The 19,648-nt window shown below is 47.6% G+C and carries 19 protein-coding genes and 1 tRNA gene; 17 read left to right on the forward strand and 3 right to left on the reverse strand.

Annotated elements, in window-relative coordinates:
• Position 1: 1 nt before the first annotated feature.
• The 14 genes from SFW65_02835 to rffA all read left to right on the forward strand — a co-directional run bounded on the left by SFW65_02835 (position 2) and on the right by rffA (position 14,284).
• Positions 2–769 (forward strand): SDR family NAD(P)-dependent oxidoreductase, encoded by a 768-nt coding sequence (locus SFW65_02835; GenBank protein ID MDX1922051.1) that lies wholly within the window; start codon positions 2–4, stop codon positions 767–769.
• A gap of 142 nt (positions 770–911) precedes the next feature.
• Positions 912–1,667, forward strand: coding sequence for a class I SAM-dependent methyltransferase (locus SFW65_02840; GenBank protein ID MDX1922052.1), 756 nt, complete (start codon positions 912–914; stop codon positions 1,665–1,667).
• The gene (locus SFW65_02845; GenBank protein ID MDX1922053.1) at positions 1,664–2,086 is read left to right on the forward strand and encodes a GtrA family protein; all 423 of its coding nucleotides are present in this window, start codon (positions 1,664–1,666) and stop codon (positions 2,084–2,086) included. Before SFW65_02840 ends, SFW65_02845 begins: the two co-directional genes overlap by 4 nt.
• Before the next feature lie 30 nt (positions 2,087–2,116).
• Positions 2,117–4,474 (forward strand): hypothetical protein, encoded by a 2,358-nt coding sequence (locus SFW65_02850; GenBank protein ID MDX1922054.1) that lies wholly within the window; start codon positions 2,117–2,119, stop codon positions 4,472–4,474.
• Positions 4,475–4,591: 117 nt separating this feature from the next.
• A complete protein-coding gene (locus SFW65_02855) occupies positions 4,592–6,106 on the forward strand; it encodes a hypothetical protein (protein MDX1922055.1) in 1,515 nt (504 codons plus the stop codon).
• 3 nt (positions 6,107–6,109) lie between these two features.
• Positions 6,110–6,808, forward strand: a complete 699-nt coding sequence (locus SFW65_02860; GenBank protein MDX1922056.1) for a WbqC family protein — start codon at positions 6,110–6,112, stop codon at positions 6,806–6,808.
• Positions 6,809–6,818: 10 nt separating this feature from the next.
• Positions 6,819–7,754: a glycosyltransferase family 2 protein gene (locus SFW65_02865; GenBank protein MDX1922057.1), complete on the forward strand. Its 936-nt coding sequence runs from the start codon at positions 6,819–6,821 to the stop codon at positions 7,752–7,754.
• A complete protein-coding gene (locus SFW65_02870; protein MDX1922058.1) occupies positions 7,754–8,383 on the forward strand; it encodes a class I SAM-dependent methyltransferase in 630 nt (209 codons plus the stop codon). Before SFW65_02865 ends, SFW65_02870 begins: the two co-directional genes overlap by 1 nt.
• Positions 8,380–10,290, forward strand: a complete 1,911-nt coding sequence (locus SFW65_02875) for a DUF393 domain-containing protein (GenBank protein ID MDX1922059.1) — start codon at positions 8,380–8,382, stop codon at positions 10,288–10,290. Before SFW65_02870 ends, SFW65_02875 begins: the two co-directional genes overlap by 4 nt.
• On the forward strand, positions 10,287–10,952 hold the full coding sequence (locus tag SFW65_02880) for an acetyltransferase (GenBank protein ID MDX1922060.1): 666 nt from the start codon (positions 10,287–10,289) through the stop codon (positions 10,950–10,952). The genes SFW65_02875 and SFW65_02880 overlap by 4 nt, the downstream gene beginning before the upstream one ends.
• The gene (locus tag SFW65_02885) at positions 10,953–11,864 is read left to right on the forward strand and encodes a hypothetical protein (protein MDX1922061.1); all 912 of its coding nucleotides are present in this window, start codon (positions 10,953–10,955) and stop codon (positions 11,862–11,864) included.
• Entirely contained in the window at positions 11,861–12,265 is a 405-nt protein-coding gene (locus SFW65_02890) for a GtrA family protein (protein MDX1922062.1), read from the forward strand. The genes SFW65_02885 and SFW65_02890 overlap by 4 nt, the downstream gene beginning before the upstream one ends.
• Positions 12,262–13,134 carry a class I SAM-dependent methyltransferase gene (locus SFW65_02895; GenBank protein MDX1922063.1) on the forward strand — a complete coding sequence of 291 codons (873 nt, stop codon included), beginning with the start codon at positions 12,262–12,264 and terminating at the stop codon, positions 13,132–13,134. The genes SFW65_02890 and SFW65_02895 overlap by 4 nt, the downstream gene beginning before the upstream one ends.
• 16 nt (positions 13,135–13,150) lie before the next feature.
• On the forward strand, positions 13,151–14,284 hold the full coding sequence (rffA, locus tag SFW65_02900; protein MDX1922064.1) for a dTDP-4-amino-4,6-dideoxygalactose transaminase: 1,134 nt from the start codon (positions 13,151–13,153) through the stop codon (positions 14,282–14,284).
• Between the two features lie 61 nt (positions 14,285–14,345).
• Here rffA and SFW65_02905 read toward each other — a convergent pair.
• Positions 14,346–14,419: transfer RNA gene (locus SFW65_02905), tRNA-Gln, on the reverse strand.
• Positions 14,420–14,459: 40 nt separating this feature from the next.
• Positions 14,460–14,711: a hypothetical protein gene (locus tag SFW65_02910; GenBank protein MDX1922065.1), complete on the reverse strand. Its 252-nt coding sequence runs from the start codon at positions 14,709–14,711 to the stop codon at positions 14,460–14,462.
• 172 nt (positions 14,712–14,883) lie between these two features.
• Here SFW65_02910 and SFW65_02915 point away from each other — a divergent pair, with 172 nt between their 5' ends.
• The 3 genes from SFW65_02915 (at position 14,884) to SFW65_02925 (ending at position 18,515) form a co-directional block, all read left to right on the forward strand.
• On the forward strand, positions 14,884–15,642 hold the full coding sequence (locus tag SFW65_02915; GenBank protein MDX1922066.1) for an RlmE family RNA methyltransferase: 759 nt from the start codon (positions 14,884–14,886) through the stop codon (positions 15,640–15,642).
• A gap of 75 nt (positions 15,643–15,717) precedes the next feature.
• Positions 15,718–17,196: an IMP dehydrogenase gene (guaB, locus tag SFW65_02920; protein ID MDX1922067.1), complete on the forward strand. Its 1,479-nt coding sequence runs from the start codon at positions 15,718–15,720 to the stop codon at positions 17,194–17,196.
• A 5-nt stretch (positions 17,197–17,201) separates the two neighbouring features.
• The gene (locus tag SFW65_02925; GenBank protein ID MDX1922068.1) at positions 17,202–18,515 is read left to right on the forward strand and encodes an RsmB/NOP family class I SAM-dependent RNA methyltransferase; all 1,314 of its coding nucleotides are present in this window, start codon (positions 17,202–17,204) and stop codon (positions 18,513–18,515) included.
• Positions 18,516–18,524: 9 nt separating this feature from the next.
• On the opposite strand, the gene ald is transcribed toward SFW65_02925, so the two are convergent.
• Entirely contained in the window at positions 18,525–19,643 is a 1,119-nt protein-coding gene (ald, locus tag SFW65_02930) for an alanine dehydrogenase (GenBank protein ID MDX1922069.1), read from the reverse strand.
• Positions 19,644–19,648 lie beyond the last annotated feature (5 nt).

Raw genomic sequence — 19,648 nt, forward strand, 5'->3', positions numbered from 1 at the left:
GATGGTTATTGTTATTACAGGTGCATCGTCAGGGATTGGTGAAGCGTTATGCTTGCACTATGCCATGCGCGGGAACACCATTTGCCTGTTGGCACAGAATCTGACGGCGCTGGAAAACGTGGCTGAACGCTGCCGTGCGCAAGGTGCAACGGCGTTTGTATATGGCGCCGATGTCAAGGATGCTCCAGCGATGCAACGCGCAAGCGAAGCGATAATTCATGAGGCGGGCGTGCCGGATATTGTCATTGCCAATGCTGGTATCCGTATTGAAGACCCCGCAAGCTATGTGGGTTCAAATGCTGCCTATGAAATCATGATGGTGAATTATATTGGTGTCATTAATACGTTTGCTACCTTTATTGAGCCTATGAAAAAAAATGGAAAAGGGCATCTCTGCGCGATTTCAAGCATTGCCGCATACCGCGCTACACCCAACTCGGGCATTTATTCTGCATCAAAAGCGGCGGTAAATTTATGGACCGAAGCACTGCGTCTTAAACTTGTGCCACACCATATTCATGTGACCACTGCGGCATCCGGATTTGTGCGCACGGCGATGACCGCTGATTTATCGTTTCATATGCCAGGCATTTTATCCGCAGCGCAGGCCGCCGCTATTATTTCCAAGGCGATTGCCGATAAAAAAAGCCGCATCATGTTTCCGTGGCAGTCGCGTTTCATCTGGAGCATGTTTTGCGCGATGCCGGGATGGCTTTACGATGGCGTTATTTTATGTGCCAAAAAATACTGGCCGTCCCGCAACGATTAGAAATGCGTAAGGGCTGCACGTTTTGCATGCAGTGCCGTTAAAAAATCCCGTTTTCTATTATTTTTCCGCTGTTTTGCTTGTAGTTTTGCTAGGCAATTCATACAAAGAAAAATATACTTACCGGCTTCTTGGCATCACCGTGATGCTTTTTCCCCTAATGGATGCGCGCTGCTTTATGAAATTCGAAGATTATTCCCATACGTTTTTGCATTTTCATACAACAGAAGTGCCAGCGATATTAAAAAAATACCTTTCGGGCAATGTTGGGCTCGTGGATTTGGGGGCGGGCGATGGCAACTTGCTTATATCCCTAAAAACCGCAGGCCTGCTGGATCAGTTTTCCAAAGTTGTTGCCGTTGAACTATCCCAAGAACGCTGCGAGCGGCTTCGCACCTATACCAATTTCAAAGTCATCTGCGGGGATGCCACCAATGTCAGCGAGCTGGAACCAGAAAGCTTTGATTTTGTTTTATGCACGCAGGTGATCGAACACGTGGATGAAGCCAAACTGCTTGCGCAAATTTCAAAGCTATTAAAGCCGAATGGTACCGCCTATATCGCATCGCTGATTAAAGAAAAGCATGGCTGGTGGTATTATCGTACGGCGGATGGCAAATGGGCATTAGACCCCACCCATTTGCGCGAATATGAATCAGTCGAGCAATATGAAGCAGTGATTAAAAAGGGCGGATTTACCATTGTAGAAACAGTAACCAGCCGTTTGGAACTTTCAATCATTGAGTTTGTGCTGCGTAGAATTGTCGTTCCGCTGTTCAAGCCGGAGCATATTCACAGCTTCTTTATTCAATATCCATTTGCAGACTGGATACGCAGGCATTTTAACGTGCGCCCGCCCGGTTACCATATTGTTGAAACCATCGCGAAAAAAGCACAATGAATTTGATAGCATTAAAAGAAAAAGTGGTAATGCGGTATGCGATGATCGGTGTTGTTAACACTGTGTTCGGGTTCAGTTTTTTCCCTTTTTTCTATTGGCTGTTCCATTCCATTCTGGAAATCAATATTCTGGTTACATTAAGCCATTTGTGTTGCGCGTTATTTGCATTTTTTTCTCATAAATATCTGACCTTTCGTTCTGACGAAAAGGTGCATCTGGAAGGCGGAAAGTTTATCGTAACGCAGGCAATTACATGGACCATCAATATTGCTATGTTGAATGTGGCTATGGCGTTACTTGATTGGAGCCCGTTTGTCCTGCAAATGCTGATTTCGGTTTTTTTGACGATTAGTAATTATTTTGTTTACAAGTACTTTGTTTTTCTGTCGCCAAAAGGCAAGCCGCGCGAACAGCATTAATCTATTCCACCCCAACCTGAGAATTTCTGAATGTTATCTAGGTTATTTCAAACACTGGCAACCACAGCGGTTTCCAAACTAAGCAAAGCTTATCTGTGGGTTGGCAGTGCATTCAAGAAACATACCCGATTGTCTGCGGATGATTTAAGCATTGTCGGCGCTTATTGCGCAGCCATGGGCTTGGCAAGCTGGTCTATTTTCCGTTGGCTGTCGTTTGTTGCAGCGGATATTTCCTTTGAGTGGAATAGCGGTGTTGGCCCCACGCAGATCATCTTTAATACCACATTAATTACTTATGCAATTTTGGTGTGTTCGGTAATCGGTCTCGTTGCGTTGCTATGGGTATGCGAAGCGTTACCTTTCATGCGCCGTTTACTGGTACGGCTTGCCAACGCCTGCTCGGTGCTGCTGTTGCTGTGTTCATGTGCGGCGGTATTTATTACATCTTTGGTAATCGCGCGGATTTATTTTATTATTACATTCCTGGTTTTTGTGCCGCATGCGGTGTGCTTCTTTAAAAGTCAGACTGTGATTATGATGAAAAATCATTCCAGTGGCTTTATTCGATATGCCATGCCGTTAGTGTTATTTGTGCCGCTCGCTCTGGCATTCGCACTTGCCATCAAAGCGTGGTTTCCGGTGCAAATTCCGAATGATTATATTGAAGTAGCCGATACGGTGGTGTTGCATGGAAAGGATAATGTGCAAACAAAGACCATTAGCCGCTCCGATGCTGTGGATTGCATGGAGGCGGCCAAGTACCCAGATAGCAATTCAAAATCGAATGGTTCACAACTAAAGCCGCAGATAAAAAAATCTGCCAAGGATGATGCCAGCATTCCCAGATGCCGTTTTGATATATCGTCAACCCAGTTACAGAAGCTATATGAACCTGTTCTTAAAACGGGTACATGGCAAGCGCAGGCAGGGCGTTTATTATATCATCACTCGTACGTATTTGTTCCTGCTATTCATGCGCTTCACTATGGGTTGGCGTCACCCATTCCTTATCTTTACGGTCTTGGCAACACGTTGTTTCATGCCGCATTGCTGCATCTGACATCGCCTACCCTGACCAGCTATTTTGACACTTACCCGATTGCGCAATTGACGGGCATTTTGTGTATTATGTTATTGATTTCGTATATCTCGCGTAACAGCTATGCGGCCGTGGCCGGGTTAAGCGTTGTACTCGTTGCCTTGTTTCAGTTGAAGTTTGAATTTGTGTTATTGCCACCTGGCTTTAGCCCGCTGCGCTATGCGGGGTTGGCACTGCAAGTTGCATCGATTTTTCTTTTATTCCGAGGGACCTCGCTTTTACGCCCGTTTGGCATGATGCTGGCGCTTGCAGCCTCATTTTTCTGGAATGCAGAATATGCGATGATTGGCGCTGTTGGGCAGGGCATGGCATTGGTATCGCCGCAATACCGAATATCCGCATGGGGGCGTTTTGGCTTTCTGGGCTTGGCAGCATTGATCGCTGTTGGCGGCATGGTTGGAAATGGCTGGTATTCTACAGGTTACTTGCAGGGAATGGCGTTGGGGCTGTTTGGCCTTTTCCCGATGTTACCGACGAACTATTTCCTGGTGCTTTGCGCGCTGGTTGCTACGGGAATTGGGTTGCTTATATATGCGACAAAGCAATTTACGGCTAGTGAAGCGATGGCCCGCCTATGCGTGTTGCCTATTATGGCGTTATTGGTTGTTAAGTTCCTTTTCTATGCATTGGCCGTACATCTTTTCTATAGCATGATGTTTATAGTGCCGCTCGTACTGACATATATTGATTGGTCGAACCGTCGTCATTCATCGGTGACTGTTAACCGCCGCTGGATGGAGGCATCATTTGCGGCTAGTTTCGCGTTGCTGGCCTTTATTAACTCCATTACCTATTATTCAAGCGCACTTAAGTTCCGTGAAATCATGTCGGATCCATTTGGCACTTATCAGTGGTCAGGAATTGGCGAGCACTTTAACACCAATATTCCCCCTGAACCGATTGTTAGCCGCGTTGAAGCGGTGCGCTCACAATTGCGTGCGGGGGATAGAGTGTTGTTCCTGTCGCCGTTTGATCATCTGCTATCCTTTTATACCAATCCCCAGCATTACTGCGGACATTTTGAAATCGTGTTAAACCCAATAACAACAAAAATGGTGCGGTCACTTGTGGACTGTGCGCGTGATTCCACGCAGCTGTTAATAGTATATGACGAGGCGGAAAGATACGCATGTCCTGATGGATGGCGCGCGCAGTATTATGATAGGCCTTCATGCGAGTATAAACGAAATCTCAAGCAAAACGCGCTGACCATATTACGCGCGCTGGGTGATGATATTGTTCCGGTCACAAAAATCGGGCCGCTTACTTTTTACCGAAAAAACCATTAATCATATGGAAAGCATGCGATGTCAGGCATAACGACGCTCCCTCGCAAATGGATATGGTTCTGGATTACAGCACTGCTTGTTGCGGGTTCGGTAGCGGTTTGGCATCACATGCCCATCATGCCGGATGAAATTGCCATACGCGTTCAAGCGGGCAGATTTATTCAGGATCAGGGAATGGCAACCGGGCTTTTCGCATTATGTGCCAACCGGTTGCAAGCCGTACCGGGGATTTTTATTCCTTCAGCATGGCTATTATCATTGGGCGATCTCGCTTTCTCGCCGATTGATTTGCGCGTTATATCCATTAGCGCCTTGGTGTTATGCGCTGTTATTGCAATGCGGGGTGCTTTTAAAAATGCCAATCATGCAGCAATGCTTTGGATGGTTGCTGCATTTTTGGGTGTATCCGGTTCAACGCTGGTATTTTTCCGCTTCGAAGTTTTTTTGATCATCCATCTTTGCTTGTGTATGACAGCGTTACAGGTGCTCAAAAAAAATCAACCTGGAATCTTGCATCTGGTGTTAACAGGCGCGCTGCTTTTTAGCCTGCTCACCATGGGGTATGTTCACCCGCAAGCATTTCTGTTTATCCCTTTAACTGCTTATTTGTGCTACAGGCTAATATGTGGAACGCGTATTGACGTGGTTAAACTGTTTATTGGTCTTGCGCTGTTTGCAGGTATCGCGGTGACCATTCATTTCTTTTTTCAATTGTCATGCGTTGGACATAAAGAAATCGAAATCTTTTGGGGTGAAATGATTTTTGATATGTCGCGATTGGTATCGGCTGATTTTTTCAATATTATAAAAGAAAAATTCAAGCTCTTTGCATTTTCATTTACATACAACGATTCCTATACCATCGGCTATTTGCCAGGCATTACCAAGGATATGTTTGCAGCGCGAGGCATTCTAAATGCGGCTATTGTTATTGGTTTGTTGATGGTGATGGTAACAGGCGTAATGCTGGGATGCGCCTATGTATATCGCTTTGTTGCAATATACATCCTGCGCCGTCAACAACCGGCAGGGTTTGATTTGGATGCCGCGGTAGGATTCAGTTTTATCTTTTTTCCTTCGCTGTTTTATTTACTTTACGATGCGCATCTTTATTTTTACCGGTCTTTTATCATAAATTTTTTATTCGTTATTGCTGTGGTCATCGGCCTTTCCACGATTGATAACAAACTACTCAAGACAATAACTGCCTACGCGGGAGGGGTTTTATGTCTTGTTTGTGCATTTTCCATTTACACAAATTTTGCCTATTTTTATAAACCCATACAAACCTATGAGGGCCCTTCTGCATCGCTAGATCGCGATTGGGCACACGCACCTGAACGGCTAAACCGTTTTGCCCAGAGCTGCGGGATTGATTTGACCAAAGGCGGCGGGATTATTGATGATGTTACCTATGAGGGGGTGAAGCAGTACCCGCGTGTCTATCAAATTACCTACCTTGGGCTACAAATGGGGCTTGCTAAGATAAAGCCTGAAACGGTAATAACCACTTTAAAGCCTAATTATGTATTGGCGCGCTGCAGCGAAATGGAAGCGATAGGGCTTGGTTGGCCGGCTGATAAGCAAGAAGGCGATCTTTGCTGTAAACGCTATAGCCCCGCGTCAGAATAAACCATGACCAAAAAAGTCGCCATCGTTCAGTCAAATTACATCCCCTGGAAGGGATTTTTTGACATGATTGCCGCAGTAGATGAATTCATTTTATATGATGATATGCAATTCACGCGGCGGGACTGGCGCAACCGTAACCAGATTAAAACCCCGCAGGGGCTTTCATGGCTATCGGTACCTGTCCAGTCCAAAGGAAAGTACGACCAAAAAATCAGGGATACGGAAATCGATGGGACGGATTGGGCTGCATCGCATTGGAAGTCCATATCGCTTAACTATGCGCGCGCACCGCATTTCAAGGAAATCGCCGAATGGTTGCAACCCATTTACCAGCAGCAGACATTCACCAATCTGTCCGTTTTGAACCGCACCTTGATTGAAGCGGTGTGTAACTATCTTAGTATTAAAACTGTCATTAAAAATTCATGGGATTATAAATTAATAGACGGAAAAACCGAACGCCTTGCCGATTTATGCAAACAGGCGGGTGGCAGTGAATATATCTCTGGCCCTGCGGCCAAAGACTATATCGATGATACGGTTTTCGCCCATTACGCCATTAAACTGACGTGGTTTGACTACCAAGGGTACAGCGAATATCCTCAGCTTTGGGGTGATTTTGCGCATAATGTGAGCATTGTCGATCTGCTGTTTAATTGTGGCAAAGATGCCCCGCGCTATATGAGGTTTGTCAAATCATGAAGCTATCCCCATGAAACTATCGATTGTTGCCACGCTTTATAAATCGAGCGCGTATATTGATGCGTTCCACCAGCGGTGCAGCGCGGTTGCCACGGCCTATGCAGGCGATGACTACGAAATCGTACTAGTCAATGATGGCTCGCCTGATGATAGCTTGCAGCGCGCAATTGCCCTTTCGCAAAAGGATGCGCATGTGGTGGTGGTTGATTTGTCGCGTAATTTTGGTCACCACAAGGCAATGATGACTGGCCTTGCGCAGGCAAAAGGTGAGCGCATTTTTTTAATCGACAGCGATTTGGAAGAAGAACCTGAATGGTTGTCGTTATTCCAAGCGCAAATGGATGCTGAAGATTGCGACGTTGTGTTTGGCGTTCAGGAAAAACGCAAAGGCAACTGGCTTGAGCAATGTTCAGGCCCTGTCTATTACAGCATCTTCCGCTTGTTCACTGGTATCAATCAGCCAGATAATATCGTAACCGCACGCCTGATGACGCGCCGTTATGTCGATGCGCTGCTGCTGCATAAGGAGCGCGAGCTCAATATCGGCGGTTTGTGGATTATCACCGGCTTTAAGCAGACAACACAGGTTGTCAAAAAGCACGAAACCAGCCCCACTACGTATTCGATTGCGCATAAGGTGGGCCATTTGGTCAATGCGGTAACATCGTTCAGCAGCATGCCGTTGGTATTCACCTTTTATGCCGGGCTTTTCATTTCATTTGGCGCGCTGGTTTATATCGCGCATCTTGTCATTCATTATCTGTTTGGATCCGCGCCGCCCGATGGCTATACATCCATCATTGCATCGATCTGGCTGTTTTCTGGGCTGATTATTTTCTTTCTTGGGGTGCAGGGAATTTATATCTCCAAACTGTTTATGGAAGTGAAGCAGCGCCCCTATACCATCATCCGCCGCATCTATGGCCGCAACAACGGAGGCGGCTAATGTCCAGCGCTTCCAAGCTTGCGGATGTTGCAACCTATTACACAGAAAAACTGACCGCGCACGGGCAAACTGCGCGCGGCGTTGATTGGAATGGTGAAGAAAGCCAGAACCTGCGCTTCACGCAGCTGTGCAAAATTATTGATCCGGAATTGAAGGATTTTTCAATCAATGATCTGGGGTGCGGCTATGCCGCGCTTGTAGATTTTTTGGTACAGCGCCATCCGCATTTCTCGTATAACGGGTTTGACGTATCGCAAGCGATGCTGGATGCCGCGATGGAACGCCATAAGGGTAAGCCAACTATTCGTTTTGGGTTGGCAGATAAGCCGGACGCTGTAGCCGATTATGGTATTGCCAGCGGCATTTTTAATGTGCGGTTGAAACAGACTGATGCCGAGTGGCTTCAGCATTTTGAAGCGACGCTGGATGAATTGAACCGTACCAGCCGCCGCGGGTTTGCATTCAATGCGCTCACATCCTATTCCGATGCCGATAAAATGCGCGAAAACCTTTATTACGCATCCCCTGCGACAATTTTTGACATATGCAAGAAGCGCTATTCCCGTAATGTTGCGCTTTTGCATGATTATGATCTTTACGAATTCACGATTTTGGTGAGGAAAGCATGACAATTGAAGCAACGCTTCTGTTTTTAGTGACCCTGGTTGCATGTTACATCGCTGTTCGCAAAAGCGTTGCCTTGCAAGGATTGTCCGTTCGGTTTGCCGATGTTCTTCAGCGCCGCGCTTTTCCCGCGCCATCGGATTTTGAGCATATCAAATTTGCGTTTCTGCGCATCATTTTTGGCGGATTATTGTTGAACCGCGCAGTTCAGATATTCATTTATATGTTGCCGGAAGAATATGGAACCGCGGCTGGCCTGTGCGCAATCGCTACTATTGTTTCAGCGGTATTTGTTATGGTTGGCCTCTTCACGCAGTGGTCGTTGGTTTTTTCGATGGGTTTCCTGTGGCAAACCAGCGAAGGAATTTTAAAAAACTCTACCCTTGGCAATGATATTGCTGCGGCGCTGAGCCTTTTATTATTGCTTACCAGCGCAGGAAAGTTTTTGTCGGTAGATGGTTGGATACTGAGCCGATTGAAAAACAAATCATGGTGCAATTTGCTGCTTTATGATCATGACATTCCCAGCAAACGTACCATCGCCCTTGCCAAATTCGTATCGTTGTTTGCTTATTTTTTGGTATGTGTATTTTCCATCTGCGTGCATTTGCATGAATCCGCATGGATGACAGGGGTGGCTGGCCCTTATCTGCTCAGCAATAATTTTATGACTGCGCCGCATGAATTCTTCACACAATTATTTGTGCAATATCCGATTGCAGTCATTATCGCCAAATTCTCCCTTTGGGTGATGATGGTGTGGTATCCCACCATTATTCCGTTTGTGTTAATGGGCGGGATATTCCGGTGGTATATTGTGTATTGGGGCTTGGCGTTTTTGATCTTGTCGTCATTCGTATTGCAACTTGGCTCCCTTGCCGAATTTGAATTTGTGTTCTGGGCGGGGATTTTCTGGGCCAATACTGCCCTTGATAGTCGAAAAAAACTATCTGTCTATTATGACGACACCTGCAACTTATGTGACCGCACGGTGCTGGTCATTACTGTGCTGGATATTTTCAATCGTGTGGCACTGCGTCCGTTATCAAAACATACTGAAGAATTGCGCAGTTATGGCATAAGCCATGAAGCCGCGATGCAAAATCTTTATGGTATTCAGGAAGAAAACGGCACAGCCAAACCCGGCACAGTCACTTCGGGTACGGTAAAATTCGGATATGATTTTTATATCATGCTGGCAAAGAACCTGTTCCTGTTGTGGCCGGTTTTGCCATTCTTGTATTTAGGTAAAATTCTGCTGATTGGCCCTGCCATTTACAGCCTTGTTGCCCAAAAACGCCATGCCATGTTTGGGGTATGCAAACTTCCCACCAAGAAAGTAGAACGCAGCGCGCCCGTTACTTCAGATAAATTGCCGATTGCGGGTAACGCCGTTGTGTTGCATGTGATGTTGATGGCTTTGTGCTATATCGTAGCCATTCCGTATCCTTATCTTAATATTCAGGGCTTTGATAATATTGGCGCGAAAGCGGCAGCATTTTACGGGATTGCGCCGATTAATGTCTTTAACCGCGAAGATCTGCGTATGGCCGAAAACTGGTTCACGCTGCGTGATATTAAAAATGATAGCATGGTGCCGTTATTTGCCAAGGATGGATCACGCTTGCGCATGCACCGTTCTGATCGTGTTTATTTTGGCCATACGTTACTTTTCCGCAGATCGGTCATCGATAAAGAAGGATGTTTCTTTAATGAATGGCAGGCGCAGATGGAATACCTATCGAAGGTTTATCTGCATAGTATCAATGCACCTGCTGGTACATATCCATTTGAATATGTACAGTATAAACAACCCTTACCCAACGATGCCAAGGTGAACATAGGCGAATACGTATTGGAGCCCGTTACCACCCCATGCACAAAGACTTATGATATAGATTACAAACCATGAAACAAAAGCTGGTCATCTTTGGAGCAGGAGAGATTGCGCAATTGGCGCATTATTACTTCACGCATGATAGCGATTATGAAGTCGTGGCGTTTACGGCTGATAGCGCCTTTATCAAAGAGCCCGTATTCTGCGGATTACCCGTGGTGGCGTTTGAAGAAGTCGCACAGATTTACCCGCCATCCACCCATGATTTTTTTGTGGCGCTCAGCTATTCCAAATTGAATTTGCTTCGTAAGGACAAATACCTTGCCGCAAAGGCAAAGGGCTATCGGCTCGCCAGCTATATCAGCCCCAAGGCGAGTGTGTTGAATGATGGCCGTATTGGGGAAAATTGCTTTGTTTTTGAGGACAACACCATCCAGCCTTTTGCGCATATCGGCAATAACGTGACGTTATGGAGTGGTAATCATATTGGCCATCATTCAACGATTAAAGACCATAGTTTCATTTCTTCGCATGTGGTGGTGTCGGGCGGTGTAGTGATTGGCGAGCAATGCTTTATCGGCGTCAACGCCACGCTTCGTGACCACATCACGATTGGTGATCGCTGCGTTATCGGGGCTGGCGCTATTCTTCTTTCCAATGCGGAAGCCGAAGGCGTTTATATGGGCAGTGAAACGGAACGCTCCAAAGTGCCCAGTACACGCTTGAAAGCCATATAGATGGGTGCGTGGAAAAAACTTGGAAAGCTGTATTCCTTGCCGGAAGGCGGGGTGCACCCCAAACTTCTTTCCCATACCGCCAACCCGTTGCCTGTATTGCTGGATGGCGATGTCTATCGCATTTTTTACAGTAGCCGCGATAAGGATAACCGTTCATCTGTTGGCGCGGTAGATATGGATATTGTGAAGCGCAGCGTGGTGCGTGAGCACACCGAGCCGCTTTTCGAAGTTGGCGAAAAGGGCAGTTTCTATGAAGCAGGCGTCAGCATCGGCAATTGTTATGAAGCAGACGGAAAAACCTACATGCTGTTTATGGGCTGGCAAAATCCGGATGGCGGGCATTGGCGCGGCGATATAGGACGTTTGCGTGTTATGCCAGATTTGTCATTACAGCTTGATAGTGCGCAGCCGTTTATGGGCGTTGATGCGATTGATCCCATCAGCCTTTCATATCCTTGGGTGATTAAAAACGCGGATGGCAGTTATTCCATGTGGTACGGTTCCACGCAAAGCTGGGATGCAGGAAATGGTGAAATGCTGCATGTAATTAATGGCGCGTCATCACATGATGGCCATAACTGGAAACGTGAAGGATTGGCGGTTCCATACCAGTTGGGTGTGGCGCAGGCATTTTCGCGGCCCACGGTCGCGCGGGATGAACATGGCTATAAAATGTGGTTTTCATACCGCAGCGGTGCAGGCGAGACGTACCGTATTGGGTGCGCGTCGAGCAAGGATACTAAGGAATGGAAATTGGCGTTAGACCAATCGGGGATTGATGTTTCAACCGATGGCTGGGATAGCGAGATGATTGAATATCCCTTTGTTTTTGACCACAAGGGCCAGCGTTATATGCTGTATAACGGTAACGGATACGGGAAAACCGGTTTTGGTCTGGCAGTGCAGGTATGAACGAAGCATTGAATATAAAAGCAACGGCAATACAGTTCGTGCGTTATGCCATGGTGGGGCTTGTTTCCAATGTAATGGGTTATCTGATCTATTTGCTGGTAACCTATCTGGGTATGGCTCCAAAAATTGCAATGACTTTTTTATATGGAGTTGGTGTGACCATCAGCTTCTTCGGCAACCGCTATTTGGTGTTTGCGGATGGCGGCAGATTGAAAACAACGGGCATTAAATTCATAGCGGCTTATCTCATCGGGTATTTTTTGAACCTTTCGCTGTTAATTGTGTTTGTTGACCAGATGGGGTATCCGCATCAAATCGTGCAGGCAATTGCAATTTGCGTTGTTGCGGTATTTCTGTTCTGTGCGCTTAAAGTTTTTGTCTTTAAAAAGGATGCGCCATGAAACGGTGTTTAGCATGCGGTGGATATTATAATTCCACTTACCCAAATTGCCCGCAATGCCACGTAAAACCCCAATTAATAGATGGATTTGAAGCGCATGCCCCAGCTTTCGCGCGTGAAAGCAGCGGGTTCAAGCCAGAATATTTCTCCGAGTTGGCCAAGCTTGAAGCCGCCAATTTCTGGTTTAAATCGCGTAACGCGATACTTGTATGGGCGTTAAAAACCTATGCGCAGGTTTTTGGCTCGTTCCTTGAAATTGGTTGTGGCACGGCGTTTGTATTGTCCGGAATTGCTGCGGTATTTCCAAATGCCAAATTATTTGGCAGTGAAATTTTAACCGCAGGCCTCGGTTTTGCTGCGCAGCGTTTGCCCCAGGCAAAATTCATGCAGATGGATGCGCGTGATATTCCGTTTAAAGACGAGTTTGATGTGATAGGCGCATTCGATGTGCTTGAACATATTGAAGAAGACCAACAAGTGCTGGCGCAAATTCATCAGGCCTTAAAGCCGCAGGGTATTGTTATGCTGACTGTGCCGCAGCATGAATGGCTGTGGAGTGCAGCAGATGAATATGCCTGCCATGTGCGCCGCTATACACGTGAAGAAATTGAAACCAAGGTAAAAAAAGCAGGCTTCAAAATTTTGCGCAGCACGTCATTTATTACAGTATTGCTGCCCGCCATGATGGCTTCGCGCCTGTTGTCAAACAAAGTACCCGTAAAGGAATATGATGCGCAGGCGGAGCTACGACTGCCCCAATACGTCAATTCATTGTTTTTATTGCTTTTAAATTGCGAGCTGGCCCTGATTAAATTAGGCATTAATCTGCCGATTGGTGGATCACGGCTAGTGGTCGCCAAACGTATCTAATTTTCGGAGTTGTGTTATGGCGCCATCCCGCATTCCCTTTAACCTGCCGCACATGACGGGCAAGGAAATGGAATATATTGCGCAATCGCATCGCAATGGAAAATTGGCAGGTGATGGCCCTTTTACCAAGCAATGTCATGGTTGGCTCGAACAACGCACAGGTTCTGCTAAAGCATTACTGACCCATTCCTGTACGGCTGCGTTGGAAATGGCGGCGTTGCTTTTGGATATTCGGCCGGGTGATGAAATCATCATGCCGTCTTATACCTTTGTGTCGACGGCTAATGCATTCGTACTGCGCGGCGGTGTACCGGTGTTTGTCGATATCCGGCCCGATACACTGAATTTAAATGAAAACTTAATTGAAGAAGCAATTACGCCGCGCACGCGCGCAATCGTACCCGTGCATTATGCCGGTGTTGCATGCGAGATGGATGCAATTATGGGTATTGCAAAAAAGCACAAACTTGCTGTGGTTGAAGATGCAGCACAGGGGGTGATGGCAAGCTATAAGGGTAGAGCGCTGGGCAGCATCGGCGATTTGGGGGCATATAGTTTTCATGAAACCAAGAATGTTATTTCGGGCGAAGGCGGCGCATTGCTGGTCAACCGTCCGGATATGCAGCTGCGCGCAGAAATCATCCGTGAAAAAGGAACAGATCGCAGCCGTTTTTTCCGCGGTGAAGTTGATAAATATACATGGCAGGAAGTAGGATCATCATTCTTGCCCGGCGAGTTGATTGCTGCATTCTTATGGGCCCAATTCGAACAGGCCGATGAAATTACCAAAGGCCGTATGGAGGCATGGAATTATTACCATGACCAGCTATCACACTTGGAAGGCAAAGGCGTATTACGGCGTCCACTCATTCCTAACGCATGCCAGCATAATGCCCATATGTATTATGTTTTGCTGGCTGAAGGCATTGACCGTCAGTACGTGCTGAACGAATTTAAAAAACAAGATATTTCCTGCGTATTCCATTATGTGCCGCTGCATTCATCGCCTGCTGGTTTGAAATATGGCCGTGCGCATGGTGAATTGAATGTCACGGATAAACAGGCTGAACGGTTAGTACGCTTGCCGTTATGGGTTGGGTTAAGCCGCGCACAACAAGATAATGTGATTGATATTTTAAAAGCGCTTTGATGGGCGCTTATCGGGTTTATTTGGTCAACGGATGCAACAGCGTTGCTCAACGCGTATAAAATGGTTGGGGGACGTGGATTCGAACCACGGTAAACAGAGTCAGAGTCTGTTGTCCTACCGCTAGACGATCCCCCAATTGGGTCAAAGTTTACGCGCAGATGGGCCGAAGCCAAACCTATTTTTTGCCGGTTGTTTTATCATACACATATCCAGCGCCAGCGCCCACTGCGCCGCCAATGGCCGCGCCACACGCAACACAGCCGCCTGTCATTACCGTCACGGCTGCGCCAGTTCCTGCGCCAATTGCACCGCCGGAAAGGGTGCGTTGCTGCGTTGTGTTCATATCGCTGCAAGCAGTCAGGCCAACCAAAACAGTTACAAGTAAAGCCATGGCGCGAATGCTGCGTGAAGTGAATATCGAATTCATAATAAACCTCTTATAGGTTAATAATCATAAGGCTGGGATGATGGATCTAAAATTAACCGAAAATCGTTTTTAAAACAATGTCCATTCAGCGATTTGCATTAGTTCTATAAATACATTGAAAATTCCGTTATGAATTCTGTATCTAAAATATCAATTAAGGCAGCACGACATTATGGCAGGCAAGCCTCCAAAACATAACGGGAAAAAAGCCGGATCAAAAAGTAAAAGCGCTGCAAAGCTTGGCACCAGTTCCGGGCGCCATTTGAATGTGCGCGTCAAGAAAGCCAAGAAACTGAGCAATTCATCGGTGCGATGGTTGTCACGCCAACTGAATGACCCATATGTTCATGCCGCCAAGCGCGATGGATATCGTTCCCGCGCCGCTTATAAACTGCTGCAACTGGATGAAAAATTTTCACTCGTAAAGCCTGGCATGCGCATCATTGATTTAGGCGCGGCGCCCGGCGGGTGGAGCCAAGTATTATCTGAGATTGTGTTCAAGCAGAATAAGCAAGACAAGGTCAGCCAGATTATTGCGCTGGATATTTTGCCGATGGAACCACTTACCCATGTCACCGTGTTCCACGCCGATTTCACAGCAGATGATGCGCCGGAGAAAATCCGCGGCGCATTAAATGGCAAGGCTGATTTGGTGTTAAGCGATATGGCCGCGCCTACCACCGGGCATAATGCGACCGACCATTTGCGGATTATCGGCCTTGCGGAACTTGCCTATGATTTTGCGCGTTCCGTGCTTGCACCAAACGGCGCGTTTGTATGCAAGCTGTTTCAAGGTGGTGCGGATAAGGATTTATTGGCGGTTTTGAAAAAAGATTTTGCCAGCGTCAAACACGCCAAACCTGCTGCATCACGCAGTGATAGTGCGGAAACTTACGTTGTAGCACAGGGCTTTAGGGGCATATCCGAATAATTTGTGAAACGCTGCTTTTTCGCTTTTACTTTCGTTTAAACTCGCTATATTCGCGAAGGATATGGAGAGATTTAGATGAACATATCCACCCCCCAATTCCGCGAAGCCCTAACCTTTGATGACGTGCTGCTTGTGCCTAAGGCCTCGCAAGTGCTTCCGGCTGAAGTCAATATTGCAACGCGTTTGACGCGCAATATCACCCTTGGTATTCCGCTTTTATCTGCCGCAATGGATACGGTTTCAGAACACGCTATGGCAATCGCATTGGCGCAGGCTGGCGGTATGGGTGTTATTCACCGCAACCTATCCCCAGAAAACCAAGCCGAAGAAGTGCGCCGCGTAAAACGCTTTGAATCTGGTATGGTGGTAAATCCGATTACAATTACACCTGATGCCACGCTCGCGGATGCGTTGGCGATTATGGCGCGTGAACGTATTTCCGGTATTCCTGTTGTGGAGCAGCCATCGGGCAAATTGGTTGGCATTTTAACGCACCGCGATGTGCGTTTTGCCAACCAGCCAAAACAACCCGTGCGTGAATTAATGACCCATAAAAATCTGGTCACGGTGCGTGAAGGGGTTGAACAAGCCGAAGCCAAAAAATTATTGCACCAGAATCGCATCGAAAAATTGTTGGTGGTGGATGAAGCCTATCGCTGCATCGGTTTGGTAACCGTGAAGGATATTGAAAAATCGACCGCGCATCCCCACGCTTGTAAGGATGAAAAAGGCCGCCTTCGTGTTGCTGCTGCAACCGGTACCGGTGAAAACGGCTTTAGCCGCGCCAAGGCACTGATTGAGGCGGGCGTTGATGTCGTCGTGATCGACACTGCGCATGGCCATAGCTTTAAGGTGATTGAACAGGTTAAAGCGGTTCGCGCGCTGGATAATAAAACGCAGATTGTTGCTGGTAATGTGGCAACGGGTGATGCGGCGGAAGCACTAATTGCAGCAGGCGCCGATTGCATCAAGGTTGGTATTGGCCCCGGTTCGATTTGTACAACGCGCATGGTTGCTGGCGTTGGCGTTCCGCAATTGACCGCGATTATGGATGTATCGGCAGCAGCACGTAAGCATGATGTGCCGGTCATTGCCGATGGCGGCATTAAATATTCCGGTGATTTTGCCAAGGCCATTGCCGCTGGCGCGGAGAGTGCCATGCTGGGTTCATTACTTGCTGGAAGTGATGAAGCGCCCGGTGATGTGATTTTATTCCAAGGCCGTTCATATAAAACCTATCGCGGGATGGGTTCGCTTGGCGCCATGGCGGGCGGTTCAGCCGACCGTTATTTCCAAGGCGGCATTACGGAAACACAAAAACTGGTTCCAGAAGGCGTGGAAGGCCGCGTACCGCATAAAGGCCCTGTTGCCAATATCATCCATCAATTGATGGGCGGACTTCGTGCATCGATGGGTTATACGGGCGCTGGCGATATTAAATCCTTCCAGAAGAATGCAGAATTTGTACGCATCACTGGCGCTGGCCTGCATGAAAGCCATGTGCATGATATTCAGGTAACGGCAGAAGCGCCAAACTACCGCAGAGATATGTAGTCCAGATGAAAGACGGTGCCCAACTCCAAGCCATCATGGATGTGCTGCTGGAAATCAACGATGCTGACCAGCCAGCCGATGCCACGATAGCCAAGTATTTTCGTGGACATCGTTATATTGGCTCCAAAGACCGCGCAAAGATTTCATCTGCGCTTTACGAGATTCTTCGCCATACGTACCGCCTGAATTGGTGGGTGGATGAGCTGATGGACGGAAAGCTGTCGGCCGAAGAACGTATTCGCGGCGTGATGATTGCGTTTTTATCGCTCCTTAAAAAATATCCCGCTGAAGCGGTTACGGCGGTGTTTTCGGGCGGTAAATACGCCCCTGCCGCATTGGAAGATAATGAAGCCGCGTTTCTGAAAAAGCTGGAAGGACGTACACTTGTTCACCCCAAGATGAGTGATAGTGTTCGTTTGGAATGCCCGCCATGGGCGTATGGCCTTATGAAGCCTACTTATGGCGATGCATTAGACGATGAAATGCAGGCGATGCAGGAGCCTGCCAGCGTTGATATCCGCATCAATCCCATCAAAACCAACCGTGATGATGTGCTCCAAGAACTTAGCGCGGCAGATATAAAGGCGAAGGCAACACCGTTTTCGCCACTTGGCATTCGTGTAGAAGGCCGCCCGTCCTTATCGCAAATGGCACTGTTCAAGGATGGCCGCATTGAAGTGCAGGATGAAGGCTCGCAAATTCTATCACTCATGCTGGATGCAAAAAGCGGTATGAGTGTTGTAGATTTTTGCGCAGGCGCAGGCGGCAAGACATTGGCGATTGCAGCCGCGATGAATAATAAAGGCCGCGTAGTGGCTTGCGATGTGGCTGGCAACCGTTTGGAAAAGGCAAAATTACGCTTCCGCCGCGCGGGTCTGCATAATATCGAAACCCATGAACTGAAAAACGAGAATGACCAATGGGTCAAACACAATTCGGGAAAATATGACCGTGTGTTAATTGATGCGCCATGCAGTGGCACGGGTACATGGCGGCGTAACCCCGATGCGCGCTGGAAACAGCTTGGCCCGTCCTTGGATGATTTATTGGCTATGCAGGGCCGTATTTTGAATTCAGCATCACGACTTGTGAAAACAGGCGGGCGGTTGGTGTATGCGACGTGCTCGATGCTTCGGGAAGAAAACCAGAAACAGGTTTCAGCATTTCTTGAAAACAATCCTTCATTCAAACTGGTGCCGCTCGATATTGCCATGCCTGCACAGCTTAAGAAATTGGCGAAGGGGGAGATGTTAGTGCTCACCCCCGCGCGGCATAAAACCGATGGGTTCTTTGCGGCAGTCTTGGAACGCGTGGCTTAAGCAGTTTGATTAAGCAGCCAGTGCGTCTTCCGCCGTCTGGTAACTCTTGTTCAAAGCTTCGGCTACTTCCTTATGGGTCACTTTGCCTTTGGAAATGTTAAGGCCTTTGCGGAAGCCGGCATTTTCAAGCAAGGCCAGTTTGTAGCCCTTATTTGCCAAGGCCAGAACATAAGGCAATGTCGCGTTATTGAGCGCAAAGGTGGATGTACGCGCAACGGCGCCCGGCATATTGGCAACACAGTAATGAATGACACCGTCAATCGTATAGATGGGGTCGGCATGTGTAGTTGCTTTTGATGTTTCAAAGCAGCCGCCTTGGTCAATTGAAACGTCAACCAGCACGGAGCCTTTTTTCATCTGGCTAATCATATCGCGCGTGATAAGGCGTGGTGCAGCAGCGCCTGGCACCAATACCGCACCAATGACAAGGTCAGCTTCCAATGCATAACGCTCAATCGCGTGGTCGGTTGCGTAAACCGTGCTGATGGATGCACCAAAGAACATATCCAGTTCTTTCATGCGTTCGTTTGATTTTTCAATCACGGTTACATGTGCGCCCATGCCGATGGCAACTTTAGCTGCATTGGTTCCAACTACGCCGCCACCCAGCACAACTACGTTACCCGCATTCACGCCCGGTACGCCTGATAATAAAACGCCGCGCCCGCCATATGTTTTTTCAAGGTAATGCGCGCCTGCTTGAATGCTCATGCGGCCTGCGACCTCCGACATCGGAGCCAAGAGGGGTAATCGGCCGCGTTCGTCGGTGACGGTTTCATAAGCAATAGCTATGCAGCCTGATTCCATCAGCATCATCGCCTGTTGTGGATCTGGCGCAAGATGCAGATAGGTGAACAGAATTTGACCTTCGCGCAGCATTTTGCATTCGCCGGGTTGTGGTTCCTTTACCTTCACAATCATATCGGCGCGTTTGAAGATTTCAGCGGCGGAACCCACCATTTCTGCGCCTGCTTTAATATAATCAGCATCATCAAGACCGATGGATGTACCAGCATCCGTTTGCACAATCACCTTGTGGCCATGCTTGATACATTCGCGCACCGCGGCAGGGGTAAGGCCAACGCGGTATTCGTGGTTCTTAATCTCTTTTGGAACGCCAATTAACATCGTCA

This window comes from Alphaproteobacteria bacterium (genome assembly GCA_033762625.1).
Classification (GTDB): Bacteria; Pseudomonadota; Alphaproteobacteria; order UBA9219; family RGZA01; genus RGZA01.

Coding starts and splice junctions, on each gene's coding strand:
- SFW65_02895 (MDX1922063.1), top strand. CDS start 12,262: ATGAAACGGTGTTTAGCATGCGGTGGATATTATAATTCCACTTACCCA.
- SFW65_02910 (MDX1922065.1), bottom strand. CDS start 14,711: ATGAATTCGATATTCACTTCACGCAGCATTCGCGCCATGGCTTTACTT.
- SFW65_02865 (MDX1922057.1), top strand. CDS start 6,819: ATGAAACTATCGATTGTTGCCACGCTTTATAAATCGAGCGCGTATATT.
- SFW65_02840 (MDX1922052.1), top strand. CDS start 912: ATGCTTTTTCCCCTAATGGATGCGCGCTGCTTTATGAAATTCGAAGAT.
- ald (MDX1922069.1), bottom strand. CDS start 19,643: ATGTTAATTGGCGTTCCAAAAGAGATTAAGAACCACGAATACCGCGTT.
- SFW65_02835 (MDX1922051.1), top strand. CDS start 2: ATGGTTATTGTTATTACAGGTGCATCGTCAGGGATTGGTGAAGCGTTA.
- SFW65_02850 (MDX1922054.1), top strand. CDS start 2,117: ATGTTATCTAGGTTATTTCAAACACTGGCAACCACAGCGGTTTCCAAA.
- SFW65_02870 (MDX1922058.1), top strand. CDS start 7,754: ATGTCCAGCGCTTCCAAGCTTGCGGATGTTGCAACCTATTACACAGAA.
- rffA (MDX1922064.1), top strand. CDS start 13,151: ATGGCGCCATCCCGCATTCCCTTTAACCTGCCGCACATGACGGGCAAG.
- SFW65_02925 (MDX1922068.1), top strand. CDS start 17,202: ATGAAAGACGGTGCCCAACTCCAAGCCATCATGGATGTGCTGCTGGAA.
- SFW65_02880 (MDX1922060.1), top strand. CDS start 10,287: ATGAAACAAAAGCTGGTCATCTTTGGAGCAGGAGAGATTGCGCAATTG.
- SFW65_02915 (MDX1922066.1), top strand. CDS start 14,884: ATGGCAGGCAAGCCTCCAAAACATAACGGGAAAAAAGCCGGATCAAAA.
- guaB (MDX1922067.1), top strand. CDS start 15,718: ATGAACATATCCACCCCCCAATTCCGCGAAGCCCTAACCTTTGATGAC.
- SFW65_02885 (MDX1922061.1), top strand. CDS start 10,953: ATGGGTGCGTGGAAAAAACTTGGAAAGCTGTATTCCTTGCCGGAAGGC.
- SFW65_02855 (MDX1922055.1), top strand. CDS start 4,592: ATGCCGGATGAAATTGCCATACGCGTTCAAGCGGGCAGATTTATTCAG.
- SFW65_02890 (MDX1922062.1), top strand. CDS start 11,861: ATGAACGAAGCATTGAATATAAAAGCAACGGCAATACAGTTCGTGCGT.
- SFW65_02860 (MDX1922056.1), top strand. CDS start 6,110: ATGACCAAAAAAGTCGCCATCGTTCAGTCAAATTACATCCCCTGGAAG.
- SFW65_02875 (MDX1922059.1), top strand. CDS start 8,380: ATGACAATTGAAGCAACGCTTCTGTTTTTAGTGACCCTGGTTGCATGT.
- SFW65_02845 (MDX1922053.1), top strand. CDS start 1,664: ATGAATTTGATAGCATTAAAAGAAAAAGTGGTAATGCGGTATGCGATG.